This is a genomic window from Streptomyces sp. CB01881 (assembly GCF_002953255.1).
GTDB lineage: Bacteria > Actinomycetota > Actinomycetes > Streptomycetales > Streptomycetaceae > Kitasatospora.
The window spans coordinates 610,255-636,213 of the sequence record NZ_CP026498.1 but is presented as its reverse complement, the minus strand read 5'-3'; the positions used below and the strand labels follow the sequence as shown (position 1 = coordinate 636,213).

Below are 25,959 nucleotides of genomic sequence, written 5' to 3'. Positions count from 1 at the left end.
CGATGCTGTTCCCGCCGATGCGGGGGATCGTGCCGGACGACGTGGCCCTGGACGGGCCACTGACGACGACGGGTGGGGGCAATGGCGGGTTCGGGGTTCGGGGTTGATCCGCAGGCGCTGAAGCTGGCGGAGGAGGGCATCAACGGGGCGATCGCCGAGTTGCAGGGGCTGGGGATCGCGGGTCTGGCGGAGTCCGGGCGGGGGTTCTCGGGGCTGGAGCTGACCGGCATGGAGGCCGGCCACCCGGACCTGCAGGCGGTGTTCACCGACTTCTGCGAGCGCTGGTCGTGGGGGGTGCGGTCGCTGGTGCAGGAGGGCACCGACATCGCCGTGAAGCTCGGCCTGTCGGCGGGTTTCTACCACGAGCAGGAGAAGTACGGCAGCGGCCTGCTGAAGGACGTCGTCGCGGCGGGCATCGGCAACCCGCACCAGAGCGAGGAGCAGATCGAGGGCAAGTCCTGGGACGCGGTCCTGGGCGACAACCCGTACACCCAGCTCACCAACCCCGACTTCTCGCAGGAGTCCGCGGACAAGGCCTTCGACAACATCGGGAAGACGTGGAAGGACGTCGGCAAGGAGAAGCTGGAGGGGCCGTTCGGGATCTACCAGCAGATCGCCGAGGCCGCGGCGGGTGACCACTGATGGGCCTGCACTTCAGCCTCACCGACCTCGTCGACGCGACCGATGCCGTCGTCGACTCGGGTGTGAAGGCCGGCGGGAAGGTCGTCCAGAAGGGCTCCCACCTGGTGGGCGGCGCCCTGGACGAGGCCGGGCTGCACGGCGCGGCCCAGAAGGTCAACGGGTGGGGCGACGACGTCGCCGACGGGGCCGGGCTGAAGGTCGGCGAGCGCGGGCTCGACCAGACCGATGACCCGAAGGAACTGGTCCACGGGGACGCGAAGAAGCTCAACGAGGCCGCCGGGCACCTGAAGAGGTTCCACGACGCGTTCGAGAAGACCGGCACCGGCCTGGCCAGGCTGGACCACGAGCACTGGACCGGCGCCGCCGCGGAGGCCTTCCAGAAGGCGTTCGACCCGCAGCCCAGGCAGTGGCTGACCGCCGCGGACGCCTGCGGCAAGGCCGCCGCCGCCCTGGAGGCGTACGCGCACACCGTCACCTGGGCACAGGGCGAGGCCGCGGAGGCGGCCAGGTTGTGGAAGGCGGCGAAGAAGAAGGCCGACGCGGCCGCGAAGGCCGCGATCGAGGACGCGATGGTCCACGACCGGCCGGTCGACTTCAAGAACCCGGCCGAGGCGGACTTCCAGCACGCCGCGGAGAAGCTGGACGCGGCCCGCGCCCAGCGGGACTCCGCCGCACGCACCGCCGCCGGGGCGATCGGCGCCGCGGTCGCGGCGGCGCCCGCCATGCCGAGCAAGATGCAGATCCTCAAGGCCGACGTCAAGGACGGCCTGATGGGCGTCCCGGTGGCGTACGAGCATTTCTACGGCGGTCTGGTCAAGAGCGGTACCGACATGATCAAGCTCGGCCGCTCGCTGAACCCGATGGACCCGTACAACCTGTCCCACCCGGCCCAGTACCTCGACGGCCTGTCCACCACCACCGCCGGCCTGATCCAGGCCGGCGACCACCCCGTCGACCTCCTCAAGGGCCTGGTCGGCAGCGGCTGGGGCAACGACCCGTCCGAGGCGAGCGGCAAACTCGTCGGCAACTTCCTCATCGGCGCCGGCACCGGAGGCGGTGGCACCGCCGCCACCCTCGCCGAACGCGAAGCCGCCGCCGTCGCCGAGAACGCCGCCAAGAAGGCCGCGGAGAAGGCGGCGAATGAAGCCGCCGAGCAGGCCGCCGCCAAGGCAGCTCAGGAAGCGGCGGACAAGGCTGCCAAGGAGGCTGCGGAGAAGGCGGCAAAGGAAGCCGAAAGAGCAGGTCTTCCGGAAGAGCTTCGGAAGCTTTTGGAGCTTGAAGACCAGAGCGTCAGCGCATGGCCGACCGACCCTTTGAAGTCGGCGGCCAACAAGAATGTCGATCTCAGCGGCATGGAGCACGCTCCAAAGTGGCGGACCACGGACGAGGACCTTTTCCGCTTCGAGCGCAGGGCGCCGGACGAGATCTTCAAGCCAGATACCGGATTTAAACCCTGGGTCGAAGATTTCAACAATCTCTACACTTATGCGAACAAGAACGAGAACTCGATATTCGTCGGCACGACGCGAGATCCGCTGGCCGAGGTTGGTGGCTCAAAGCCCTGGCGCTATGATATCGATGCAGAGGGTGGTATCGACGTCAACGCCACCCTGGGGAAGCACACCCCTTACGAAGAAGAGCGTGAAGTCGTATTTCCGGGCGGAGTGCGTGTCGAGAACATCAAGGGCGCCTGGGAGATGAAGGACGGCGTGCCGGTCCGCTATGTTGAGAATCCGTACTACAGGCCGGAGCTGGGAAGAAATTCGGGCAGTCACGCACCCTAGGGCCGGGCATTGTGGAAGATTCGAGACAGCAAAAGCCCGAAAGGACAGGATCAAGATGACGGCTGGACGCCGGGAGCCTGAACTGACCAACTCCATGCGTGCAGCAGCGAAGCAGCGGCCGGGCCAGTGGCTCTATTCGATAGATCCGGGTTTCGATCCTGAGGGAGAGGTGCCCGCGCATGGCGTGGTGGGGGCCTGGCAGATCGATCAGACAGGGAATGTTGTGCGGTTCATGCACAACCCGAATTACAAGCCCTCACCCATGGCACTCGGGCTGACCCCTCCGGTCAACGACCTGGAGAACAAGCTCCAGTTGACAGCCACCGGGTACTGCAGTGAGCAGGTTTTTCTGGACGAGCTTCTGAGAGCGGAGATCCTCGTATATTCCACTCCGGAGCGGCAGAGGCCCTTCGTGATTTCGGGAGAGAACGACCGAGGAGTTCTGGAGGGTTGCACCTCGCCCGACTATCTCCCGCAAGACTGGCCCGGCGCCGTACCGATGCCGGTGCGTGTCCTGGCAAAAATCCCGGGGGGTGTGGATCTGCGAATAAACCCTGGAAGTCGGGTGACCGTAACCATTCCGTTCGAGGATCTCTATCAGGCGATTGCCGCAAGTCCGGAAACGAGCGACGAGGGATGGAAATGACTACACCCAAAGGCATTCCGACCAAGGAGCAGTACGACGCAGCGCGGGAGTTCGTCATCACCCGCCAGCGGCGCAGTCGCGCCAAGCTCGCATCATGCGATCCGGACATTGCTACGGCATTTGAGGCATGGTCTCAACTTGTGGACAGGAGACTCGCACGAACCTCGATCGCCTTGAAGAAGGGTGAATTCGATGAGGCAGCGCGCTCATGGGCCGTCGTCATCGAGAGCATCTCTGCATGGGTGACACATCCCGAATTCCCCGCCTCGCTGTACGCCGACGCGTATGCGGACCGGTATGGGGGCTGAGATCGACCTGCAGTCGAGGGTTACCTTTCGGGTAGGCGATCTACTTCAACAGGAACTTGTCACGCATTCGAGCCACATGCCGGCGGCATCGAGCCATGATGCCGCCGGTGTCGCCGGTCCAGGAGCACTCGCAGAAACGAGACTGTTGCGCCTGGCCTACGGCCGGTTCTCACATCGGATCGGCAGGTGAGAGGCTGAGCCGGGTGAGCCCCTCCGGGAAGAGGCAGACGACGTGGTTCGGGTCGGCGATCAGGAGGGCGTGGACGGCTGTCCCGAGAGCGACCTCGACCGCGTGGCCGGCCGGGTCGACCGGGCCGAAGCGCAACAAGCCGTCGGCCCACGCTGTGGCCAGGAAAAGGCCTGCAGAACCCATGGCCACGCTTACCGCAGTCACCCGGTGACCGTGCTCTGTTACTACGCGCTCCATGGCCGGCAAGCCTGGCCGCCAGGCGCGTACGCGTCCGTCGATGCTTCCGCTGACGAGGAGCGGGGATCTGGCGGCGTCGCCGGCCCTGGGCAGCAGCGTGGCGCTGAGGGCGGTGACCGGCCCCTGATGGAGGCGCTCCGCGCTGGTTCCCTCGGGTCCGAACCAGTGCACCGTTCCGGTGTCGTCGCCGATCGCCGGCAGGTGTGCCAGGGCCGTCGGGCGGCCGATCGCGGGGGGCGGGAGCCGCAGATCACCTGCGAGTAGATGCATCTCGCCGTCGTGGCCGATCGCGGTAACCGTCCCGTCGGGGTAACAGGTGAGCGCCGTCATGCCTTCCGGCCCGACAAGCACCTTGCGATCGAGAAGTCGCCCCGAGGCCAGGTCGATCAGTTGGACGTTGCCGGTCGCATCCGCTGCCAGGATCCGCCCGTCGAACGAGCCTCGGCCGAGGGCGGCTGCGACCAGCGGGGCGTGCTCCTGCATCGGCCAGCAGGACCACTCGGCATGCCAGGGCGCACCAGGCACGGGCGGAAGGCCGTGGTCTGTACGGCCGTCCAGCAGGCGGACCCTCAGGATCTCGGCTCGCGTGGCGGTATCGCTCTCTCCCAGCAAGGCGGGGCCGGCCGCATGCCACGCAGCGTAAAGATGGTTTTCGGTGCGGGAGTCGAAGGCCGCCGCGGTGGCGAGTGGGTCTGCGCAGGCGGTAAAGAGGGGATCTTCGAGGAGTTGCTGTGCCATCTCGGCCCGAACGCACTGGCCCAGGAGAAGGCCGAGTCGATCGGAGTCCGCGTTCAGGAGATCCGGAGTGCGGTCGGCCGCGCGGGGGACGGTCGCAGCAAGGGCCCGGGCGACACTGGTCAGGTCGACCGGATCGGTGCCGGCTGTCACGATCTGCCGGAGCGGACCCGGGGGCAGCCACCAAGTGTCGCCGGCAGGGGAATCCGGAGGCAGCAGATCCGCGGCGTGCTCGACGACTTCGGGATCGGCCAGGACGGACCACTCTTGCAGGGTGAGCGGCCGGACCGCGGCCGCCAGCGCGCCCATGGCCGGACGTACCTCGCCCGGCACCGAGGCCCACCAGGTCGCGGGAACGTCCGGGTCGTCCGCCGACACGGCGGCCTCGGCCGGGACCTTGGCCGCGAGTAGCGCGAGACCAGGATTCGGATACACCTGTTCAGCGTTGAAAGGAGAGCCTGTGCGTTGCCGGTCGTACCAGGACGCGAAGCGCCCGACCTCCGTCCACCGGGGCTCATCCAACGCCAGCACCGCCGACTGCCCAACCACAGGCACATCACAGGCCGACTCGATGACCGCCCGGATGCCGGGCACGTCCAAGAGCGGGCCCAGCAAGAGGCTTGCCACCGCTTCCGGCTCGACCGACCGGTTGAGATCCCACAGGAACAGGAGCCGAGGGCGGCCCGCTGCACGCAACTCGGCAACGAGCTCCTTGGCCGTGCGTGCAGAAAGGCCCAGTCCGGCGGCGATGGTCCACGTTGCACTGTCGACGGTCGTTCCGGCCAACGACACCGCCATATCGGGCCGTTGCCGGTGCGGCGTAGCAGGGTCAGAGCAGGCGGTGGCCAGCCAGGTGAGCAGATGGGTCTTACCGATGCCGCAGGGGCCGGATACCTGGCATACCCGGGGCGCCCGAGGGTCTTCCAGCAGGGCCATCAGTGCTTGCCCAGCCGGACGGCGGCCGGCACTCAGCGGCGGTATCCACCGCTCGGTCGTGTCCATCACAGTCCCCCCACTTGCCCGCCTGACAGTCCTGATCCTACGGGCCCAGCAGGGGTGATTCGTGTGAGGACGGCGGCGGCGAAGGCGACCAGCCAGCCGGTGTAGCCGCCGTCGCCCAGACCAGGGCGATGCGGTCGCTGACGAACTCCCGGACTCAGACAGCGAACGCGGCATCGCGATCAAGAAGCGTGCCGTCGAGGTCGAACAGCACCAGTGGCTGCATCCGGACAGCGTAGTCGCAACCACTCGTTGACCGCCGCGACCAGGATCCGCTTCCACGAGGCGCGATCCACGTTCACAACAGGCCCTATTCGGCGGGGATGCCGCGGAGGAGGAAGGGGAGGTGGGCGCCGCGGGCGAGGGCGGTGAGGGCCTGGGTGACGCGGCGGTGGTGGCCGGTGGTCATGACGTCGGCGAGGCGGGTGTCGGGGACCCAGTGCAGGCCGAGGACGTGGTGGGGCGGTCGGTGGCGGGTGAGGGTGGTCTCCTGGGCGCGGGTGAGGCGGCCGCCCCAGTAGACGAAGTGGACAGCCTCGGGGAGGAGTTGTTCGTCGGTGTGGTCGGCGGCGAGGAGGGTGCGCAGGGGGAGGACGAGGCCGGTCTGGGTCTCGGTGTGGCGGCGGGCGGCGAGGTGGGGGAGTTCGTTGCGTTCGGCGCTGCCGCCGGGGAGGGTGTGGCCGTTGCAGTGGGTGGTTTCGAGGAGGAGGACGGCGCCGTCGGAGTTGAGGACGAGGGCCTGATGGGTGAGCCGACGGCGGGGCGGGTTGGTGAGGATGTCGGGGAGCGAATGCAGCAAGTCGGGCTCCAGTGAGGGCGTTTGGGTGTGGTCGCCCGCCCGGCTCGCGCGGGGCCGCGAGCCGGTCGGGGGTCGGGGGTGCTGATCAGTCGGATGTGGTTGCTGCCGGCAGGGGGGGTGAAGGGGACGGGAAGGCCGTCGATGACGCACGTGGTGAGGTGCAGGCCGAAGTTCAGGAGGCGTGGGCCGAGGGGCCTGTCGCGGCAGTGATTCCCGCCAGGATGACGGGAGTTGGGTTTACACGACGTCGTGCGCGTGGGGCCTGCCGGGGTGCTGGGCGGTGAGGTCTCAGGGGTGGTCGAGCCGCTGGACGTGTTCGGGCTTGGTGGTCCACTCGCAGCCGCCGCCGGCGGGCCGGAGGTAGGCGAGGCCGGCGAGGGTTTCCATGTAGGCGCCCTCGGTGGGCTCCCCGTCGGCGGTCCGGTGGGCGAGGTCGCGGACGATCTCGCCGACCTTGGGCGTGGAGATGGGCATGCGGGGGCAGCTGGACATGGTGGCTCCAGGGGGTAGCGGTGTGGAGTGAGGCCGTTACGACCTGTGTTCATGGTGGCGTGGGTGGGGCTACCATCGGAAGCATTTCAACTCTCTAGTTCACCCGACTTTAAGTTGGAACGGTCATGAATCGTCGGACACTTGATCCAACGTCATCTCCGCTCGCGGCTTTTGCCGTACAGCTTCGCAGGTCACGGCAGGACAAGGAGTTGACGCAAGTCGAATTTGGCGCGCTGGTCCGGTACTCCAGCGTCTACATCTCCAATGTGGAGACGGCAAAGCAGGCTCCGAGCTTAAAGTTTGTTCAGCGAGCCGAAGAGGTCTTGGCTGCCGGCGGATCGCTTGAGCTGCTCTGGTGGAGCTGGAAGAACGGCGCTCTGATCCCAGGCTTCCCCGAGTACACCGCCAAAGAGCGCGAAGCCATCGCTGTGCGACTGTTCGAGACTGGCATGGTCCCCGGCATCCTGCAGGACCATGACTACTCCGCTGCCTACGAGGCCGCCATCGTGCGGAGAGGTGAAGCCACCCGGGTGCAAGCTGATGAGCGGTTGAATCTCTTGTCCGCGCGGCAGAGGTTGCTTGACCGGACGCCGGCCATCCATGCCGTCGTGGATGAGGGAGTGCTGCTGCGTCCGATCGGCGGCTCAACTGTCATGGCTAAACAGCTCTCTCACCTTGAGTTCTTGTCCTGTCGGCCGAACATCGTCATTCAGGTAGCCCCGTACGCTCTTGCCGAGGATCGCCCGTTGTCACATCCGGTGACGCTCCTCACCCTGCCCAATCGGACGATGGTCGGATACACGGAGACGCTCCAGCGAGGCTACCTGGAGCAGGATGCCGAGACGGTCGCCGGATGGGCTGGAAAGTACGATCGGCTCCAGGTGGACGCGCTTTCCAGGGCGGACAGCCTGGCCATGATCCGTGCGGTACGGAAGGAACTCGAACGCCATGCACGTTGACCTGTTGGGCGCCAAGTGGCGCAAGAGCTCCTACAGCAACGGAGGGGGCGGGTGCATTGAGGTTGCGGATGGATTCAGTGGAGCTGTCCCCGTCCGTGACTCCAAGGATCCCGAGGGCCCGGCGCTGGTCTTCCCCGCCGGTGCCTGGCAGTCATTCGTCACCGCGGTCCGGGCCGGGGAGTTCGGCTCGCTCTGACCGGCCAGTCATCGCGAGGCCCCCGACCGCCATCTTGAGTGGTCGGGGGCCCCTTCGCGTGGCTATCCGTGCGCGCCGGCGCCCCACGGCTCGGGTACGCCCACCTGCACGTCCAGGTCCCACAGGACGCACTTCTCCCCGGGGCGGGCCACGAACGACCAGGCCACCTCGGTCCGGTGCAACTGTTCGTGCATCGACCCCGCCTGCTTCGCGCTCCCGGGCAGCTCGCCGCCCTGGGGGTGGTGATGCAGGAACCGGCCGTAGGCGGCCTCGCAGAAGGCCGCGTAGCGCTCGGTGCACAGGATCAGCCCGTGCCACGCCTCGTCCACGGCGAACGAGGGCATGCCGATGATCTGCCGGTCCAGCATCGCCGCTCCGCAGCACCGCAGCCACTGCCGCAGCCCGGTCGCGACCAGCTCCCGCGGCTTGAACGGGCACGTCTTGTAGACGGCGTCGGGGAGTTCGAGCGCGTCGACCGCCGCCTGTACGCGGTCGATGCGTCGTGCGAATTGTCGTGCGAGCACGTTGTGTCCCTCCTCAGCTGCCGCCCCCGCAACCCCCGCCGCAGCCTCCGCCACATCCGCCCCCGCCTCCGCAGCCCCCGTGGCCTCCGCCGCCACAACCTCCGCCGCCGGCGCCCCCGTCCCCGCCTCCGCTGCTGTCCCCGCTTCCGCTCTTGTAGCGCGACTGCCTGCTCGCGTCGTCCCCGCCCACGATCCAACCGACGATTTTGAAGCCGACCACGACGATTCCAACGATGACAACGAAGCCGATGAAGTTGTTGAGGCTCATCCGAGTGCTCCCCCCGTTTCGTGCCGCGCGAGGTGCGCCGTAAAGTGTGGCCGATCGGCCTCCGCGAGCCGCACGCGACGAGTTCGCGAGATACGGGATCAGCCGCGCCAGGACGTCCCCACGTCGGCGGCGTACTTCATTGTGCTCGCAGGGACTGACACTGAAACGCCGTCAGGCGGTTCCTACTGCTGGGTCCGCGCGGTCGGCGTCTGGCCGTTCTGCGCCTGCCGGGCCCGCTCGGCGAACATCCGGGTGACGGCCTCGACGGTCGCGACATCGTCGTCATCGGCGGGGGAGGAGCTCTTGAACGCCTGCACGGTCAGCTCAAGGGAGCCCACGCGCACCACCGTGATGACGCTGCCCGGGACCTGAGTGAGCGAGAAGCCCCTGGTCCCGACGCGCTGGTCACCGACGCCGGGCATGTCCAGCTGGATGTTGGGGGCCGCTCCGAACCCGTGGGCCTCGAAGTCCTCCTTCGCCTTGGCGGTGCTGCTGTAGGAGCTGACCGCGAACGAGAGCGAAGCCGGCCCGGTGTACCTGACCCCGGCCACGCACCCGGGGCAGCTGGGATCGACGTGCGCGGCGCCGTCGAGCGTCCACCCCGGTGGCATGGCGGCCTGGTCCGGCAGGATGGCCCAGTGCGGGATCGGCGAGCGTGGCGGCGCCGTGCGGGGGGCTCGGAGCAGTCGTCGCACTTGGTTGCCCCGGGTCTGCCGCGGTCGGCGGTGAGGCCGCCTGGCCCTGTGACGCCGCCGCGCGGCCGGGAGAGGGGGAATCGGTGTCGGCGAGGAGGTTCGCGCCACCGTAGGCCGCGAGCGCGAGCAGCACGACCAGGCCGATCGCGTAGATGGCCAGGGTGCTGTTGTTGGTGTGGCGGATGTGGTTGACCACGACGTCGCGCAAGGCGAAGTTGCTGTTCTTCACCGTGGCGCCCGCGCCGATGTTGATGCTGCCGGGCGGCGGTGGTGGCGGCACCGTTCGGGAGAGGGAGACGTTCTGCGCGAGGGCGGCGCGGAAGTCCGGGTCGGCGGCCAGTGCCTGGGCAAGGACGTCGGTCAGACGTGCCTGGGCGGACGGGTCCTGGGGATTGTCCTCGACGGCGGTCACGGCGTCCGGGCCGTCCGGGACGGACTGGAGTCTGGAGCGTACGAGGTCGGTGACCAGCCGCCCGGCGGCGGTTCCGATGCCGGCCGCGGCGCTGCCCGCCGCGGCCGAGATGATTCCGACCGCCGTTGCGGCCAGGTCGAGTCCGTCGCTCATTGTTCCCCCCAGATGTCGGCTCGCCGTCCACAGTGACGGCGGATCCGCCAACGGGCGAGACCTTTGAAGGGACGGAGACAGAACTGCAATCCGTCTCCCGCCTTCCGACAACAGTGATGTGACGGATGGTCAGTATCAGCGCGGTGTGGCCAGGCCCTGCCTCCTCACCCCACCCTGAACGTCCGGCGCAGGGCGTCCACCACCCCCTCCGGAGTGGGCGGGTGGAAGCGGCCGGCGAGGTAGCCGTCGGGGCGGACGAGGAAGGCCTCGCCGGGGCGGGTCGCGTACGCCGCGGCGAACCCGCCGGCGCCGTCCCGCACGGACGGCAGGCGCCACTGCGGCGACGGCGCGTCCGGGGCGAGCACCGCGTACACGTCCAGCAGTCCGTGGGCGGCGGACAGGGCGGCCACCGTGCAGGTGGTCACGTGCTCGTCGGGGGTTCCGGAACCGAGGTGGAACAGGAGCGTGTGGCGCGGGCCGCGCAGCAGGTCGAAGAGGCGGACGGGGTAGTTCGCGAGCTCCCGTTCCAGCCCCCGGCAGTCCGGCGCCCGCTCGCCCGGCCCGGGCCCGTGCGGCCCGGGCCCGTCCGGCGCACCGGCGGCCGGCTCGACCAGCGGACTGTCCGGATACCCGACCAGCAGCTGGGCCTCGCGCCGCAGCACGGCGTCGAGGTCCCCGGTGTCGGTGGGGACGCCTTCCCGCGCGTGCCGCACCGTCCGGCCTACGACCTCCTCGCCGACCGGACGCCGCTCGGCGTCGTAACTGTCGAGCAGCCCGGCCGTGCCGGTGCCCCGCACGGCGAGCGCCAGCTTCCAGGCCAGGTTGAAGGCGTCCTGGATACCCGTGTTCATACCCTGGGCCCCGGTCGGCGGGTGGATGTGGGCGGCGTCGCCGGCGAGGAAGAGCCGGCCCGCGCGGTAGCTGTTCACCAGGCGGTGGCTGATCCGGAAGGTGGACGACCAGCGCAGCGCCGAGGCGTGCACCGGCTGCCGGGGCGACAGCCGGTCGAGTACGGCCTGGATGTGCCGCAGCTCGGGTGCCCGGCCGCCCTCCAACCCGTGCGCGACGCCGTCCTCGGAGGCGCCTCCCGCCGGGCCGCCGTCGGTGGAGAGTTCGTCCGGCACCGTCATCGACATCCGGTACCGCCCTCGCCCCGGGAGCGGGATGCAGACCAGCACGTCGTCCACCCGGCCTTCGGCGTCGTGGTGCATCGCCCGGACGCCGTACCCGTCCGGGAGGTCCCAGTCGACTTCGACGTCGCCGAGCATGTACTGCTCGGGGAAGGCGTCGCCCTCGAACCGCAGGCCGGCCGCCTTCCGGACCAGGCTGTGCGCGCCGTCGCAGCCGATCACGTACCGTGCGCGCACCTCCTGTGGTCCGGACGCGGTGCCGAGCACCGCCCGGACGCCGTCCGCGTCCTGCTGGACGGAGAGCAGTTCGGTGCCGCGCTCGACCCGGGTGCCGTACCCGGCGAGGTGGTCGGTGAGCAGGCGTTCCGTCGTGTACTGCGGCAGCGCGGCGAAGCCGTAGGGGATGTCGGTCGGCAGGACCAGGTCGATCCGCGGGCCGGGCCGCCCGTCGGCGAAGAGGAGCTGGCCGCGCATCGGGACGGCCTCGTCGAGCGCCGCGCGCACCAGGCCCATCAGGTCCCACAGCTCCATCGTGCGCGGCTGCACCCCGACGGCCTTGGCGAAGTGCTGCGGAGCGGCCAGCCTGTCCACGATCCGGCAGCCGACCCCATGGCGGCGCAGCTCGGCGGCCGCGGTCAGGCCCACCGGGCCCGCGCCCACGACCAGTACGTCGATCTCGTCCATGGCTGCTCCTCGACGGTGTCCGACCGCTTCCCGGACGTGCGCGACGGCCTCCTCCCAGGCTGCGCCCGACCTGCTCGGGGCCGCCACCTCTCGGGGCCGCCACCGGTAGGGGCCGCCGCACCGGGAGTCCCCCCGGGCGCCCGGGCGCACGGGCGCACGCGCGCGCGGGCGGTGGCCGCGCGGCCCGGGCCCAGGAGGCGGTACGCCCTCACCCGATGGGTGCGACTCGGACGGTCCGGCACCCGTCGTGAACCGCGTGGGCGGGTCCGCGTGCCACCTTGGCGCTGCTGTCCGGCCGGGTCCGTCGACCTGCCGGCAGTCCGAGCCCTCCTCCGCCACCGTCCCCACCGGAGCCGTCCCATGCGCCGACGCAGGAGCCTGCTACCGCTCGCAGCCACTCTCCTGGCCCTCACGGTCACCACGACCTGGACCGCCTCGGCCGACCACGTGCCGGGCACCGGCCCGGACGTCCAACAGGGCGTCGTCCGCAGCGGGGACACCCCGATCGGGGCGGCCGAGGTGACGCTGTACCGGGCGGGTGACCGTCCGGGCGCGCCGGCAGAGGCCCTCGCCCGGGGCCGGACCGACGGTGCGGGCCGCTTCCACCTCGGCTACCACCGGCCGGCCGACCCCCGGGCGGTGCTGTACCTGTTCGCCGAACGCGGCCGTGGTGGTCCGGTCGGACTGGCCGCCGTGCTCGGCTCCGCGCGCGAGCACGCGGGCGTGGCGGCGGTCAACGCCGCCCGGGTCGACGAGGTGGTGGTCAACGAGCGGACGACGGTGGCGGCGGCCTACGCGCTGGCCCGGTTCGCCGGCCCGGGGGGCATCTCCGGCGGCTACCCGGGGTTGCAGAACGCCGCCGCGATCTCGCACAACCTCGCCGACGTCGCCGACGGGGGCGTCGCCCGGGTGCTCGCGACCGCACCCAACGGGGCGGAGACGTCCACGCTGCCCGCCTTCAACACGCTGGCCGACATCCTGGCCGGCTGCGTGGACGGGCAGACCTGCGCGGAGCTGTTCCGGTTGGCCGGGCAGCCCGGGCAGCCGGAGCCGGCCAACACCTTCGAGGCCGCCGTCGCGATCGCCCACGGGCCCGGCGAGCACGTCGGCGAGCTGTTCGCCCTGGCCGCGGTGCGGTCGCTCTACCGGCCGGCGCTGCCCGCCGCCCCCGACGCCTGGACGCTGGCGCTGCGGTACACCGGCAACGGCCACGAGATCAACGGTCCGGGCAACATCGCCTTCGACGCGGACGGCAACGCCTGGGTCACCAACAACTACCAGTACGCCGCGGACCCCCGGACCTCCGTCTGCGGAAGCCGGAGCGTGCTGCGGCTCTCGCCGACCGGCGAGGACGTGCCGGGCGCGCCCTACCGGGGCGGCGGCCTCTACGGCGCGGGCTACGGCATCACGCTCGATCCGAAGGGGGACGTCTGGGTCGGCAACTTCGGTTTCCAGGGCTCCGGGTGCCCGCTCGATCCGAGCAGGCTGTACCGCAGCGTCTCGCAGTTCGGCCCCGACGGCGCGGCCAAGTCCCCCGCGGAGGGCTGGCGTTCCGGTGGCATCGTCCAGCCGCAGGGCACGGTCTCGGACCGGGACGGCAGCATCTGGATCGCCGACTGCGGCGGCCGGAGCGTCACCGTCCTGCCGCACGGCGACCCGCAGGCCGCGCGCCGGATCGCGCCGCCGGACGGCGCCCTGGTCAAGCCCTTCGACCTCGTCGTCGACGGGAACGGCCAGGTGTGGGTGACGGGCAACGGCAGCGACAGCGTCCTGCAACTGTCACCGGAGGGCGAGCCGGTCCGCACCGTCACCGGCGGCGGCATCAGGAACCCGCTGGGCGTCGCCACCGACAGCCGGGGCAACGCCTGGGTGGCCAACAGCGGTGTCGTCCCGCTCCCGTGCGAGGACGGCACCCCGACCGGCCTGGCCGACGCCGTCCGGGACGTGACGCAGCGGGTGCCGGGTGCCTCGGTGACCGTGGTCGGCCCGGACGGGACCACCCCCGACCAGCCGTTCGTCAACGACGGGCTCTTCCTGCCGTGGGGCATCGCCGTTGACGGTGACGACACCGTCTGGGTCGCCAACTTCGGCGGCCACCGGGTCGCCAGGCTCTGCGGCACCCGGCTCTCCGCCTGCCCGCCCGGGCACCGGACCGGGCAGCCGATCTCGCCGCCCGACACCGGCTACACCTTCGACGGCCTGTCCCGGAACACCGCCGTGCAGATCGACCCCTCGGGCAACGTCTGGCTCGCCAACAACTGGCAGACCGTCCCGCTGCAGACCAACCCGGGCGGCCGGGAACTGGTCGTGTTCGTCGGCCTCGCCGCCCCGGTCTGCGCCCCGCTGATCGGCCCGCCGCAGCAGCCGTGACCCCGCGACGGCTGCCCTGCGACGGGTCTCCGGGTGACGGGCCTCCGTGAGACCGGCCTCCCGGCGACGAGCCTCCCCGCGACGGCCGTTCCCTCGCCGGGCCCCGTGACGGTCGCTCCGGCCGCGGGCGGCCCGGCGAGGGCCACGCGGACCGCCCACCTGGGTGACCGTCGGCGTGTTGGGCGCAGTGTTCGGCGTGCCAGCCATGGCCGGTCGCCGGGGCGCTGACAGTCTGACCGTCGATCAGGTGGCGGCCGGTCCCGCACACCGCCGCCGCGAGCGTGCTGAGGAGCCGCCGATGACGACCCGGTTGTCCGTTCTCCGTTTGACGGCCGTGATGGCGGCCGTGGTGATGGCCGTGCTCGTCGGGCTCTCCGGGTGCTCCGGTTCGGACTCCGGCAAGGGCGGGAACGGCCCGCGGGCGACCTCCTCGCCGCCCGCCGACGAGACGGCCGCCAACGGTCCGCTGGTCGGGACCCCGTCCCTCGTCGCGGGCGAGCAGTCGTGCGCCGCCGCCGAGGGAAACGCCCCGTGGTTCCCGACCATCGCCGCGTTCGAGGTGCACGACTCGAACCGGACGCACCTCTACGCATGCGCGCACTTCCCGGGCGCACAGTCGAACAACCAGGTGTTCGCCCACAGTTCGGACCAGGTCTACGTCACGCCGTACAACATCGTGGACCGCGGTCCGAACGAGCTCTACGTCTACGGCGGCGGCTACGGCGACAATCCGGCGGCGTCCGGCTCGTTCGTTTCGCGGGTGGAGCCCGGCACCTTCAACGAGGTCTGGCGGCGGGTGCTCATCAACACCAACGCGACCGACGAGTGGAACTACCCCGGCGTCCTGAACACCCTCGCGGACGGCAGTCTGGTGGTGATCTACGGCTACCACATCGCCAGGATCGACCCCGCGAACGGGAACGTCCTGGCGCAGACCACGTTGCCCACGGGGCAGTCGGCGCCGCGCGACACCGCCTACAACGGCTACGACGCGCTGCCCGACGGCACGATCGTGGCCAAGACCGTGAACCGCCAGCCCGGCTGCACCGAGCAGGGGTTCAGCGCCTTCCTCGACTGCCCCGACCCGACGGCCGTGCCGCCCTCCATCCTGGTGGCGATCGACCCGAAGAGCCTCCGGGTGCTCTCCCAGGTGACGCTGCCCGAGATGATGGGTGGCCGGATCACCACGACCGTCTTCAACGGCACCGGGCAGATCTACCTCCCGGGCGCCACCAAGCTCTACCGGTACTCCTACCCGAACGGCGCGTTCGCCCCCGACCCGACCTGGGGGCCGGTGTCCTACCTCCAGAACGGCCAGACGGCGGCGTCCGCGATGGCCGTCATCAACGACTACGTGGTCGCCATGACCAACGGCGGGAAGCCGACCCCGACCCCGATGAGCGTCGTCGCGGTGTCCCAGGCCGACTCGACCAAGGTGGCGACGGTCCAGCCGTTCGCCAACAGCGGCGCCAAGCAGAGCTTCATCCCGTCGATGGTCTCGGTGGACCCGGAGAACAACCGCGTCTACGCGATGGACGCGGGGGCGGGCAAGCTCGCCGGGATCGACCTGGCCAACGGCGCCCTGTCGGTGGCCTGGTCCCAGGACCAGACGACGCTCAGCTTCACGACCCTGCTCGGGCCCAAGGACCAGCGCGTCCTGATCGGGACGGACATCCCGGTGAAGTTCTTCCAGGGGCTCAAGACGTACAGCACCGAGCAGGTGGTGTGGCGCGACGCCGGGAGCGGCGCCGAGCTGGCCCGGTCGAGCCAGCTGCCGAAGATGACCCAGGGGATCCTGGTGACGCCCGGCTACGCGGGTCTGCAGTACTTCCTCACGGCCGACGGGCACGTGATCGGCCTCCAGGTCGCGCCGAAGCCGGCGTCACCCTCGCCCTCACCGGCCTCGTCCGGGACCGGTTCGGCATCGGGGACCGGCACGCCGTCCGGGACCGGTTCGCCGTCCGGGAGCGGCACGCCGGCCGCGTCCGGATCGGCCACCGCGTCCGGATCCGTCTCCGCGTCGGCGTCTGCATCGGCGTCGGCGTCCGTGTCCGTATCGGTCTCCGCATCGCCGTGACGGCCTCGGGGGCCGGCCCGGCCGGCGAACGGTTCTGAACACTTGGCGACAATCCCGATCAAGCCATGTCGGTCAGTCAACCGGTCTCCTACGCTTCGTGCGGCCCCGGCAGGCGCCGGGGCCGCCGCGTTCCCGAAGCGCGTTCCCGATGGCCTGACGAGTCTGGAGAAGACCTCCGTGAGAATACGACGTTCCCCGCGCCGCTCCTGGACGGCCGTGGTTGCCACCGGTGCGGCCACGGCCGCGCTGTTGTCCCAGCCCGCCACCGCGGTGGCGGCGGCGCCGGTCGCGCCGCCGCCCGCCGTCACCGGCACCGTCCCGGTCGCGGCCTACCCGGCGGGCGTCGCGCTGGCCCCGGACGCGAGCCGGGCGTACGTGACCAGCCAGAGCAGCGGAGTCGTCACCGTGCTGGACCCCGCCACCGGCGCGGTGACCGGCACCTTCACGGCCGGTACCGGCTCGTACGCCGTCGCCTGGGCGCCGGACGGGCGGCACGCCTACCTGACCCACCACCTCGACGGTACGGTGAGCGTGTTGGACACGGCGGCCAACACCGTCGCCGCCACCGTCCAGGTCGGTGCGGGGGCCTTCGGGGTCGTGGTCGCGCCCGACGGCGCGCACGCCTACGTCAGCAACCCGGGCGACAACACGGTGAGCGTGTTGGACACGGCGGCCAACACCGTCACCGCCACCGTCCCGGTCGGCGCAGAGCCGCACGGGATGGCCGTCGCCCCCGACGGCGCGCACGTCTACGTCGCCGCCTCGGCCGCCCAGGCGGTGGACGTCATCGACACCGCGACCAACACCGTGAGCGCCACCGTCCCGGTCGGGCACGGCGTGTTCGGCCTGGCGCTCAGCGCCGACGGCTCCCGCCTCTGGAGCGCCAACGGCGGCGACAACACGGTGAGCGTGCTGGATACGGCGGCCGGCAGCGTCGTCGGCAGCGCGACGGTGGGCGCCAACCCGTTCGCCGTCGCCCTCTCACCCGACGGCCGCCACGCGTACGCGTCCAACTACGCCGACGACACGCTGAGCGTGATCGCCACCGCCGACCGGACGGTGACCGCGACGGTGCCGGTCGGCGCCAGCCCGTACACCCTTGCGCTGACGCCCGACGGCCGGCGCGGGTACCTGGCAGACTTCACCGGCAACACCGTGACCGTTCTCGGCTTCCCGCTGCCGGTGCCGGTGGTCACCGGGATCAGCCCGGCGTCCGGGCCGCAGGCCGGCGGCACGGTCGTCACCCTCACCGGGACCGACCTGGCCGGTGCCACCGCGGTGAGCTTCGGCGCCGCCGGGAACGCCACCACGTTCTCCTGCACCGCGACCGGCTGCACCGCCACCGCGCCCGCGGCCTCCGCCGCCGGCGCCGTCGACGTCCGGGTCACCACCCCGGGCGGGACCAGCGCGACGAGCCCCGCCGACCGCTTCACCTACACCGCACCCACCGCGGACCTCGCCGTCTCGCTCGGCGCCACCCCGGTGGGCGGGCTGCTCTCCGGCCGGGTCGACTACACGCTCACCCTCACCAACCAGGGTCCCGGCAGGGTGGACTCGGCCACCGTCAGCGCCGACCTGCCCGGCGGGTTCACCGCCTCCTCCACCGACTGCACCGTCGTGGCCGGCAAGCTGACCTGCACCCTCGCCACGCCGCTCGCCGTCGGGGCCACCACGACCCGCCACCTCTCGTTGCAGGTCGGCCTGCTCAACCTCGGCCGGACCTTCACCGTCACCGCCGCGCGCACCGCGAGTGCGCCCGTCGACCCGGTGCCGGCCAATGACCGTGCGTCCCGCACCTGCTCCGCCACCCTCGCGCTGCTGATCAGCTGCAGCTGAGCTCGTGTGCCCCCGCCCCGTCCGGCGGGGGCGCACCGCGTGAATCGCTGGACGGAACGTCCAGGTTGGACGTACAGTCCAGATATGACTGCCGAGACCCCCGACCCGCGCGTCCGGACCTGGTCGCCCGTCTGCCAGGCGGTGGCGCTGCTGCTCGGCCCGTACGCCGAGGTGGTGCTGCACGACGTCGCCCGGGACGAGGTGCTCGCGCTCTGGAACCCGATGAGCAGCCGGGCCCCCGGAGACCCGTCCCTGCTCGGCGAGCTCGACGGGCTGGCGCCGACCGCGCCCGACGTCTACGGGCCCTACGAGAAGCTGCTCCCCGACGGGCGGCGGCTCTCCTCGGTCAGTGCCATCCTGCGCGACACCGACGGGCGGCCCTCGGCGGTGCTCTGCGTCAACCTCGACCGCGGACCGCTCGAACACGCCGCCGCCCTGCTGGCCGGCTTCGCCGCCCCCACCGCGCCACGACCCGAACCGCTCTTCGAGCACGACTGGACCGAGCGGATGAACGACGTCATCGGCGGCTACGTCCGTGCCCACGGCCGGCCGCCGGAGCGCCTCGGCCGGGAGGACCGGCTCGCCGTACTGCGCGAACTCGACCGGGCCGGGGTGCTCGCCGTGCGCCGCGCCGTACCGGCCGTCGCCACCGCGCTCAGGGTGTCGCGCTCCACCGTGTACGCCCTGCTCGCCGACCTCAGGGCCGAGACCGACACCGGCACCGAAACCGGCCTCGAAACCGGTACCGGCACCGACATCGGCACCGACACCGGACCCGAGAGCCACGCCGGACCCGAGGCCGGGCCGGCGGCCGACGCACCACAGAGGAACGAAAGATGACCCAGCTCCCCGACTTCCGGCTGGAAACCCACTTCTCCCGCTGGGAGTTCACCGCCCGCCACCACCTCACCGCCTCCGACGCGCAGACCATGGCGATGTCCGAACTGCTCGCCCTGGCGGGCCCCGAGGACCGGCACGCCTGGGAGACACTCACCCTCGGCTACACCGAGACCTTCGGCGACCCGGCGCTGCGGCAGGCCGTCGCCGGCCTGTACGAGCACGTCGACGCCGACGACGTGGTCTGCTTCGGCGGCGCGCAGGAGGCGCTCAACCTCGCCATGCAGGTGCTGCTCGGCCCCGCCGACCACGCCGTCGTCGTGACCCCCAACTACCAGTCCGCGGAGACCGTTCCGCTCTCCCTCTGCGAGGTCACCGGCGTCGCCCTGGACGCCGGCCGGGACTGGGCGCTCGACCTGGACGAGCTGACCGCCGCGCTGCGCCCCAACACCCGGGTGGTCTCCGTCAACTTTCCCAACAATCCCACCGGCAAGGTGATCGACGCCGCCGACTTCCGCCGGCTCGCCCGAATCTGCGACGAGCGCGGCATCCACCTCTTCAGTGACGAGGTCTACCGCGGCCTGGAGCGCGACCCGGCCCGCACACTGCCGCAGGCCGCCGACCTCTCCGAGCGCGCCCTCTCCCTCGACGCGACCTCCAAGTCGCTCGGCCTGCCGGGCCTGCGGATCGGCTGGATCGCCTGCCGCGACCGGGAGTTGCGCAGCCGTCTGGAGCGCGCCAAGCACTACACCACGATCTGCAACTCCGCGCCCAGCGAGATCCTGGCCCGGATCGCGCTCGGCAACCGGGAGTCGATCCTGGCCCGGAACCGGGCGGTCATCGCCGCCAACCTGCCGCTCTTCGACGCGTTCTTCGCCGAGTTCGCCGACCTCTTCGAGTGGCGGGCCCCGGACGGCGGCTGCGTCGCCTACCCCCGCTACCTCGGCCCGGACGGGGTGGAGGAGTTCTGCACCCGACTGGTCGAGGAGGCCGGCGTCCTGCTGCTGCCCGCGAGCATCTACCGGTCCGAGCTCACCCCCACGCCCACCGACCGGTTCCGGATCGGCCTCGGCCGCCTCGGCACGGAGCCTGCGCTCGACGCCTTCGCCGGCTGGCTGAAGGGCCGCCGCTGACCGTCCCCACCGGGTGAACCGAACGGCTCCACCGGCCCGTTGAGGGAGGTACGGGGCCGGGTGGCCCCGCGCACCGGAGGACCTCGGGAGGGCGGCCGTGCTGCGGATGGACGGGCCGTGGCGGATCACGGTCATCGGCAAGGACGCCGCCTTCGAACAGCGGGCGGTGGTCCGGGCCTCGTACGGCACCAGCATCCTCGCGGGGCGTGTGGGGGAGTCCCTGGACGTCCGCGAGGACGACGAGTGGGAGCTGGAGCTGGAGCACAGCTGGGACGGGCGCTGGTGGCCCAACGTCCGGGTGCTGCCCGGCCCGGTGCAGAGCCTCGGCTCCGGGGCCCGCACCCGGGTGATCCGCAGCAAGGACGCCGACTGGACCGGCGGCCATCCGGAACACCCCAACTTCGTGCTGCGGCTGGTCTCGCTGGAGGCTGCCGACTCCAGGCCGGACGCCGCCGGCGCGGGCGCCGCCAGGACGGGCGCCGCCGAGGGTGCCCCTGCACGTGCAGTGGTGGCGGGGGCCGTCCCGGGCGGCGTACCGGCGTCACCGGGAGTCCCCGCCCGAGCCCCGATGAGGGCGCCGACGGGTAGCAGGACGGGCAGCGGGACAGGCAGCGGGACGGGCGTGCCGGCGGCGACGCAGTCGATCCGCACCAGCTCCGGCCCCGAGACCGCCGGCCCTGCGACCGCCGGCCCTGCGACCGCCGGCTCCGAGACGGCTGGCTCCGAGACCGCAGACCACCGGCCGACCGGTTCCCGGGGATGGGGTCGCTAGCGGCTTTCCCGGCAGCCGAGCACGTGCGTGGGCGCTGCTCGACAGGGCGCTGATCTGGCACCACCCGGCCCGCCCCAACTAGGTTCTCCGCCATGAGGATCGGCGAGTTGGTGGGAGCGGGCCGGACGGCGGACGTGTTCGCGCTGGACGACGGCCGGGTGCTGCGTCGTTATCGGGGCGGTGAGGACGCCACGGGTGAGGCCGACGTGATGGCGTACCTGGCGGAGCGCGGCTTTCCGGTTCCCGCGGTCTGGCCGGGGCCGGCCGCCGGTGAGCTGGTGATGCAGCGGCTCTCCGGGACGACGATGGTGGAGGCCCTGGTCAGCGGCGCGATCACGGCCGAACGGGCGGGCGGGATGATGGCGGAGCTGCTGCGGCGTCTGCACGCGATCCCGGCACGCCTCTCCGCAGACCCCGGGCACCGGGTCCTGCACCTGGACTTCCATCCCGAGAACGTCGTGCTGACACCGGCGGGACCGATGGTGATCGACTGGGCCACCGCCGAGGAGGGACCGCCCGGCCTGGACTCGGCGATGGCCGCGCTGATCCTGGCGCAGGCCGCCGTCACCGTGCCCGCCGTCTCCGTGGTGGCCCGGGCCGTGCTCTCCTCGCTGCTGCGGCATCTCGACGGCATCGGGGAGGAACACCTCGCGGAGGCCAGGACGCGGCGGGCCGCCAACCCGACGCTCAGTCCGGACGAGGTCGGCAGGCTCGACGAGGCGGTGGCCCTGGTCGCCGGGACGGCCGGTTCCTGACGCACCCGCTGCTCAGCCCCGGCGCGCGGCCTTCGCCCGGTACTTGAGGCCGAGCAGTGCGCCGGACAGCCCGCGCGGCACCAGCCAGGAGACGTCCTCGCGGTCCACGGCGTCGAACCGGTACTTGTACGGCTCGGTGCCGCGCAGGAAGTCGAAGGTGGCCAGGCCCTGGTCGGCGGCGGCCCGGATCGCCTCGGCGATCACCGCGGTGCCGAGCCGCAGCGGCGCCCAGCTCTGGTCCCAGCCGATCTGGTAGTAGGCGAAGGTGTCCCGCCACCGGAATCCGTAGAGCACGCCGGCCACCGCGTCGGCCCGCTCGGCGACCAGGAAGGCCGGGCCCTCGCCGCGCCCGGTGGCGGCGGCGCGTTCGATCAGCCGCAGGTGCAGCGGCGCGCGGGCCGTGTCGAAGGTGGTCGGCAGGCCGAGGGCGGCGCGCCGCTCGCCGTGCAGCCGGATCACGGTGTGCAACAGCTCGGTCCGCTCGGCGAGTTCGCCCTCGCCGACGGCCGGAGCCACCCAGCGGAAGGTGATCCCCTCGGCGGCGAGCTTGCGGCCGTAGCGGCGCAGGTCGGCGCGGAACTGGCGGGAGCCGAGCGCGTCCGGGCCCGCCGCGAGGTCGGCGCGCGGGCACGGGGTGCGGCCGGTCTCCACCGCGCCGGGCGGCAGCAGTCCGTGCTGGGCGGGGTCGAGGTCGCCGAGCAGCAGTGTCGTGCGGCGTGCCCGCCGTGCGAGCCAGCCGGCGACCTCGGCGCGGCGCTCCGGCGCGGCGGTGAAGCCGCAATGGTCGGCGGCGCCGGGACCGGAGCCGAGCACGGTCAGGCAGGGGACGGCCAGCGGTGCGCGCGGGTGCAGGCGGCGCCGGGTACGCAGCAGCGGGACGACGGCCGAGACCCGCCCGTCCGGCTCGCGCCAGACCGTGATCTCACCGGCGCCCTGCCCGGCGCCGAGCGTCTCCCACCAGGCGAGCGCCCACTCGGGCGTGGTGAACCAGGAGCCGCCGGGATCGGCGGCCGCCAACTGCCGCCAGCCGTCCAGCACATCCGCCGGCAGTGCGGCGGTCCGGTACCGGACGGGCGCGGTGGCCCGGGTCGCCGCCCCGCTCCCGGGCGCGGTCTCCGTGGTTTCGGCAGGTGCCATCCAGAACCCCCAGCGCTCGTCAGGCCCCGCCGCGCAGCCGGTGCACGGCCGGATGGAGCCCGGAGAGAATGGTGTCGAACCTGTCCCGGCCGGTGGTGGAGTTCACCCGAAGACGGCTGATCCGCAGCGGCCGGCGCGGCAGCAGCCGGTCGTGCCGGTGGTCGAACAGGAAGCCGGTGCGGTAGCCGAGACGGCGCAGCACGGGGTCGGCGCGGTGGTCGACGTTGCCGTTCGGGTAGGCGAAGGCGGTGGGTTCCTCACCTTCGAGCCAGCCGGTCAGGTCGCGGTGGGCGCGGGTGATCTCGTCCCGGACGGTGTCGTCGTCGCAGTGGTCGAGGCAGGGGTGGCCGACGGTGTGGTTGCCGATCGCGATTCCGGACCGGCGCAGCGTCAACAGGTCGTGCCGGGTGAGCTGTTCCTGGCGGGGGGCGCCGGCGCGGGCGCTCTCGCGCAGTTCGGCGAGGGCGGTCCGGCGGTCGGTGTCGGGAAGCCGCTTCATGCTGCGCACCACCTCGCCGGGTGCCGTGCCGGCCAGTGCGCGGGCGGTGCCGCCGTGGGCCGCCAGGAAGGCGGCCTCGGACCACCAGAACGGCTGGTCGCCGTCGATGAGTTCGGTGACCACGAAGGCGGCCGCCGGGACGCCGAGGCGGGCGAGGACGGGCAGGCCCTGGGTGAGCACGGTGCGGTGGCCGTCGTCGAAGGTGACCAGCACGCTGCGGTGCGGCAGCGGCCGTCCGGAGGTGACGGCCTGCTCCACCCGGGCCAGCGAGACCGGACGGGCGACCCGGACGAGGCGGTCCATCTGGAGCGCGAACGTCGGGGGGTCGTCGATGCCGTGGTAGGCGAGGACGGCGAGCCGGCGGGTGGCGGCGAGCCGGAACAGCGGCTGTGCGGGGGAGCGGCGCAGGACGGCGTCGACGGTGCTGCGCCGACTGGCCAGCCGCCCGCGCGGTGGTGCGGCGACCGGGGCGACGTCGGCCGCGGTGCGGACCGGGCCGCCAGGGCCGTCCGGGCCGGCCGTGTCGGCTTCCGGTTCGCTGGTGCTGGTGCTGGTGCTGGTGCTGGTGCTGGTGCTGGTGCTGGTGCTGGTGCTGGTGCTCGGGCCGACGCCGGCCCCGGCCGAACGCGTGGTCCCCTCGGGCATCGACACGCTCCCCCTCCGTCCCCGTAGGTGTCGCCGTGGCGGGGTGGAGCACGGTGCGCGGGCGGGCCTCGTCGCTCGGGGTACGCCTTCCGGGTGGGCGGCCCGCCCCGCTCCACGCATTGCCAAGATAGTGCAAAATCCCATGCTCCGAAGAGGGTTGCACGCGCCGGGCGGGTTCCGGCGGGAGGTTGGCGCATTGTCGGCGCGCCCTTGGCCTGAGTGCGGACTGGGAGCTTCCTGAGTGGCTGCCGGTGGAGTTGGTGGTGTTCGGGGGGCAGGGCACAGCCGTGCCCCCCGAACCGTTTCCGGCCTACGGAACCCCCACGGTCCCCGGAGGCCTCACCAACCCTGCCGGGATCAGAACGGGTTGGTACAGGTGGTGACCCGCTGCGCGGCATCCAGTGCCGGGCCGCCGGTGGCGCAGATCATCCGGAGGTCGCCGGTGACCACGCGGGGCGTGACGGCCTTGGCGGACCCGTGGGTGACGGTGGTCGCGGACGCCACGGTGACCCACGGGCTGCCCCAGGCCCGCTGCGTCTTGACCTCGACCCGGACGAGCGTCAGCTGAGCCGGGTCGGCGGCCGAGACCTGCGCCACCCCGACGAAGCCTCCGTCGGTCGTCTCCTGCCAGGCGCACGGCAGGTTGACCGCGGCGACGCACGCCACCTTGTCCGACGTGTCGGCGACCGTTGCCGCCGAGGCCGGAAGGGCCGTTGCGGCCGTGATCCCTGCCACGGTGACCATCAGAGCTGCGATCCGAGCGTGCATGATAGGAACCTCCTTGGAAATCAAGGGAATCTCACTGGGTGGGATGAGTCTTGCACATTTCGTGGACATGCCACATGTGCGCTGCATCACACTCAAGGTGACGGTTCAACTACGTGCTGCAACCATGGTGGCCATTCGCCCCGGGCGTCCCGGCCGCCCCCCCGGGGGGGCGTCGGTGACGACTCAGCGGGCCGGCGGCATCACCAGCCGCCGTCCGGCCGTCGCCCCGCCGTCCACCGGGACGGACGCGCCGCTCTGGTAGGCGAAGTCGTCCGAGGCGAGCGCCAGGATCGCCCGGGCGATCTCCGCGGGCTCGGCCATCCGCTCCAGCCCCTCGACGTTCAGCGGGCCGAACGCCTGCTTGAACCGCGCCCAGTCCGCGTCCGGCACGCCCGGCGGGCGGACGAACGCGGTGTCGGTGGTGCCCGGCAGGATCGCGTTGACCCGGATGCCCCGCGGCCCGTAGGCCAGGGCCGCCGCCTTGACGATGCCCTGGATCGCCCGCTTGCTCGCCGCGTAGGCTCCGCCGTTCGGCCGGGCCTGCTCGGCGGCCGAGGACGCCGTGCAGACGATCACCCCGCGCCCGGCCTTCAGCATGTGCGGGACCTGGTACTTGACGGCGAGGAAGACCCCGCGGGCGTTGGTGTTCATGACGTCGTCCCACTCGGCGACGGTCAGTTCGTGGAGCAGCCGGCCGCTGCCGATCCCGGCGTTGTTGACCGCGATGTCGATACCGCCGTACCGGGCCGCCACCTGCTCGGTGAACCGCTCGACCTGGGCCGGGTCGCGCACGTCCGCCGGGAAGTAGGAGGCCTCGCCGCCGCCGCGGCGGATCTCCTGCTCGACCTGGCGGCCGAGTTCGGCCCGGCGGCCGCAGAACCCGACCCGGGCACCCTCTGCGGCGAACGCGGTCGCGGCCGCCCGCCCTATGCCCGAGGTGGCGCCGGTGATCAGCACGGTCCGGCCCTCGAACCGGCGTGGTGTGCGCCGCTCCTGCGGGGCGGCCTCGGCGCGTCCGGCGGCGCCCAGTGGGCCGGCCGTGGCCGCCGCGGCGGCCAGCCCGAGTGCGGAGGCGCCCAGCAGGGACCGTCGCGCGGGGGTGGCGGCCGGTGAAACGGTGCTGGGGGCAAGGGGGTTGGTGGTGTCCATGGCCGAAACCCTGGCAGCCGGCGGCGGGTGTGTCTCCCGGCCGACCGGCCCGACCCGCCGACCGGGAGGAGGAGCGGCCTCCGCCTCCCGGAGGACGTCCGGTCCGTCCGACCGGCCGCCAACTCGGT

At 72.0% G+C, this 25,959-nt stretch carries 24 protein-coding genes; 13 read left to right on the top strand and 11 right to left on the bottom strand.

Going from position 1 to position 25,959, the window contains the following annotated elements; genetic code table 11:
• The first annotated feature begins 81 nt into the window (after window positions 1-81).
• Genes C2142_RS03045 through C2142_RS03030 form a run of 4 tightly spaced genes read left to right on the top strand, consistent with a single transcriptional unit; the run spans window position 82 to window position 3,380 of the window.
• Entirely contained in the window at window positions 82-642 is a 561-nt protein-coding gene (locus C2142_RS03045) for a hypothetical protein (protein WP_148640955.1), read from the top strand.
• Window positions 642-2,426, top strand: coding sequence for a putative T7SS-secreted protein (locus tag C2142_RS03040; RefSeq protein ID WP_148640954.1), 1,785 nt, complete (start codon window positions 642-644; stop codon window positions 2,424-2,426). The genes C2142_RS03045 and C2142_RS03040 overlap by 1 nt, the downstream gene beginning before the upstream one ends.
• Before the next feature lie 55 nt (window positions 2,427-2,481).
• On the top strand, window positions 2,482-3,072 hold the full coding sequence (locus C2142_RS03035; protein ID WP_162002394.1) for a type VII secretion system-associated protein: 591 nt from the start codon (window positions 2,482-2,484) through the stop codon (window positions 3,070-3,072).
• Window positions 3,069-3,380, top strand: a complete 312-nt coding sequence (locus C2142_RS03030; protein WP_148640952.1) for a hypothetical protein — start codon at window positions 3,069-3,071, stop codon at window positions 3,378-3,380. The genes C2142_RS03035 and C2142_RS03030 overlap by 4 nt, the downstream gene beginning before the upstream one ends.
• Before the next feature lie 169 nt (window positions 3,381-3,549).
• Here the strand turns inward: C2142_RS03030 and C2142_RS03025 are convergent, their stop codons facing one another.
• The 3 genes from C2142_RS03025 to C2142_RS03015 all read right to left on the bottom strand — a co-directional run bounded on the left by C2142_RS03025 (window position 3,550) and on the right by C2142_RS03015 (window position 6,832).
• Window positions 3,550-5,544 carry a hypothetical protein gene (locus C2142_RS03025; RefSeq protein WP_148640951.1) on the bottom strand — a complete coding sequence of 665 codons (1,995 nt, stop codon included), beginning with the start codon at window positions 5,542-5,544 and terminating at the stop codon, window positions 3,550-3,552.
• A gap of 307 nt (window positions 5,545-5,851) precedes the next feature.
• Window positions 5,852-6,340, bottom strand: coding sequence for an NUDIX domain-containing protein (locus C2142_RS03020; RefSeq protein WP_162002393.1), 489 nt, complete (start codon window positions 6,338-6,340; stop codon window positions 5,852-5,854).
• A gap of 288 nt (window positions 6,341-6,628) precedes the next feature.
• Window positions 6,629-6,832, bottom strand: coding sequence for a hypothetical protein (locus tag C2142_RS03015; protein ID WP_148640949.1), 204 nt, complete (start codon window positions 6,830-6,832; stop codon window positions 6,629-6,631).
• A gap of 125 nt (window positions 6,833-6,957) precedes the next feature.
• On the opposite strand from C2142_RS03015, the gene C2142_RS03010 reads away from it, so the two are divergent.
• Together C2142_RS03010 and C2142_RS03005 are read left to right on the top strand one after the other, a co-directional pair.
• The gene (locus tag C2142_RS03010) at window positions 6,958-7,791 is read left to right on the top strand and encodes a helix-turn-helix transcriptional regulator (RefSeq protein WP_148640948.1); all 834 of its coding nucleotides are present in this window, start codon (window positions 6,958-6,960) and stop codon (window positions 7,789-7,791) included.
• A complete protein-coding gene (locus tag C2142_RS03005) occupies window positions 7,781-7,987 on the top strand; it encodes a DUF397 domain-containing protein (RefSeq protein ID WP_148640947.1) in 207 nt (68 codons plus the stop codon). The genes C2142_RS03010 and C2142_RS03005 overlap by 11 nt, the downstream gene beginning before the upstream one ends.
• A 62-nt stretch (window positions 7,988-8,049) precedes the next feature.
• Here C2142_RS03005 and C2142_RS03000 read toward each other — a convergent pair whose 3' ends face one another.
• The 4 genes from C2142_RS03000 to C2142_RS02985 all read right to left on the bottom strand — a co-directional run bounded on the left by C2142_RS03000 (window position 8,050) and on the right by C2142_RS02985 (window position 11,853).
• Entirely contained in the window at window positions 8,050-8,511 is a 462-nt protein-coding gene (locus tag C2142_RS03000) for a hypothetical protein (protein WP_148640946.1), read from the bottom strand.
• 450 nt (window positions 8,512-8,961) lie between these two features.
• Window positions 8,962-9,201, bottom strand: a complete 240-nt coding sequence (locus tag C2142_RS02995; protein ID WP_148640945.1) for a hypothetical protein — start codon at window positions 9,199-9,201, stop codon at window positions 8,962-8,964.
• On the bottom strand, window positions 9,185-10,039 hold the full coding sequence (locus tag C2142_RS02990; RefSeq protein WP_148640944.1) for a hypothetical protein: 855 nt from the start codon (window positions 10,037-10,039) through the stop codon (window positions 9,185-9,187). Before C2142_RS02990 ends, C2142_RS02995 begins: the two co-directional genes overlap by 17 nt.
• Window positions 10,040-10,203: 164 nt before the next feature.
• Window positions 10,204-11,853: an FAD-dependent monooxygenase gene (locus tag C2142_RS02985; RefSeq protein WP_148640943.1), complete on the bottom strand. Its 1,650-nt coding sequence runs from the start codon at window positions 11,851-11,853 to the stop codon at window positions 10,204-10,206.
• A 360-nt stretch (window positions 11,854-12,213) separates the two neighbouring features.
• Here C2142_RS02985 and C2142_RS02980 point away from each other — a divergent pair, with 360 nt between their 5' ends.
• The 7 genes from C2142_RS02980 (at window position 12,214) to C2142_RS02950 (ending at window position 21,633) form a co-directional block, all read left to right on the top strand.
• Window positions 12,214-14,223 carry a hypothetical protein gene (locus C2142_RS02980; RefSeq protein ID WP_148640942.1) on the top strand — a complete coding sequence of 670 codons (2,010 nt, stop codon included), beginning with the start codon at window positions 12,214-12,216 and terminating at the stop codon, window positions 14,221-14,223.
• A 298-nt stretch (window positions 14,224-14,521) separates the two neighbouring features.
• Window positions 14,522-16,300 carry a hypothetical protein gene (locus C2142_RS02975; RefSeq protein ID WP_148640941.1) on the top strand — a complete coding sequence of 593 codons (1,779 nt, stop codon included), beginning with the start codon at window positions 14,522-14,524 and terminating at the stop codon, window positions 16,298-16,300.
• Between the two features lie 177 nt (window positions 16,301-16,477).
• The gene (locus C2142_RS02970) at window positions 16,478-18,136 is read left to right on the top strand and encodes a beta-propeller fold lactonase family protein (RefSeq protein ID WP_162002392.1); all 1,659 of its coding nucleotides are present in this window, start codon (window positions 16,478-16,480) and stop codon (window positions 18,134-18,136) included.
• Window positions 18,137-18,220: 84 nt separating this feature from the next.
• Window positions 18,221-18,976: a PAS domain-containing protein gene (locus C2142_RS02965; RefSeq protein ID WP_148640939.1), complete on the top strand. Its 756-nt coding sequence runs from the start codon at window positions 18,221-18,223 to the stop codon at window positions 18,974-18,976.
• Window positions 18,973-20,106: an aminotransferase class I/II-fold pyridoxal phosphate-dependent enzyme gene (locus C2142_RS02960; RefSeq protein ID WP_148640938.1), complete on the top strand. Its 1,134-nt coding sequence runs from the start codon at window positions 18,973-18,975 to the stop codon at window positions 20,104-20,106. Before C2142_RS02965 ends, C2142_RS02960 begins: the two co-directional genes overlap by 4 nt.
• A 97-nt stretch (window positions 20,107-20,203) precedes the next feature.
• Window positions 20,204-20,878 carry a hypothetical protein gene (locus C2142_RS02955; protein WP_148640937.1) on the top strand — a complete coding sequence of 225 codons (675 nt, stop codon included), beginning with the start codon at window positions 20,204-20,206 and terminating at the stop codon, window positions 20,876-20,878.
• 92 nt (window positions 20,879-20,970) lie between these two features.
• A complete protein-coding gene (locus C2142_RS02950) occupies window positions 20,971-21,633 on the top strand; it encodes an aminoglycoside phosphotransferase family protein (RefSeq protein ID WP_148640936.1) in 663 nt (220 codons plus the stop codon).
• A gap of 12 nt (window positions 21,634-21,645) precedes the next feature.
• Here C2142_RS02950 and C2142_RS02945 read toward each other — a convergent pair whose 3' ends face one another.
• The 4 genes from C2142_RS02945 to C2142_RS02930 all read right to left on the bottom strand — a co-directional run bounded on the left by C2142_RS02945 (window position 21,646) and on the right by C2142_RS02930 (window position 25,831).
• Window positions 21,646-22,770: a GNAT family N-acetyltransferase gene (locus C2142_RS02945; RefSeq protein WP_148640935.1), complete on the bottom strand. Its 1,125-nt coding sequence runs from the start codon at window positions 22,768-22,770 to the stop codon at window positions 21,646-21,648.
• Window positions 22,771-22,789: 19 nt separating this feature from the next.
• Window positions 22,790-23,914 (bottom strand): polysaccharide deacetylase family protein, encoded by a 1,125-nt coding sequence (locus C2142_RS02940; protein ID WP_148640934.1) that lies wholly within the window; start codon window positions 23,912-23,914, stop codon window positions 22,790-22,792.
• 357 nt (window positions 23,915-24,271) lie between these two features.
• Window positions 24,272-24,682, bottom strand: a complete 411-nt coding sequence (locus C2142_RS02935) for a hypothetical protein (RefSeq protein ID WP_148640933.1) — start codon at window positions 24,680-24,682, stop codon at window positions 24,272-24,274.
• Between the two features lie 183 nt (window positions 24,683-24,865).
• A complete protein-coding gene (locus C2142_RS02930) occupies window positions 24,866-25,831 on the bottom strand; it encodes an SDR family NAD(P)-dependent oxidoreductase (RefSeq protein ID WP_148640932.1) in 966 nt (321 codons plus the stop codon).
• Window positions 25,832-25,959 lie beyond the last annotated feature (128 nt).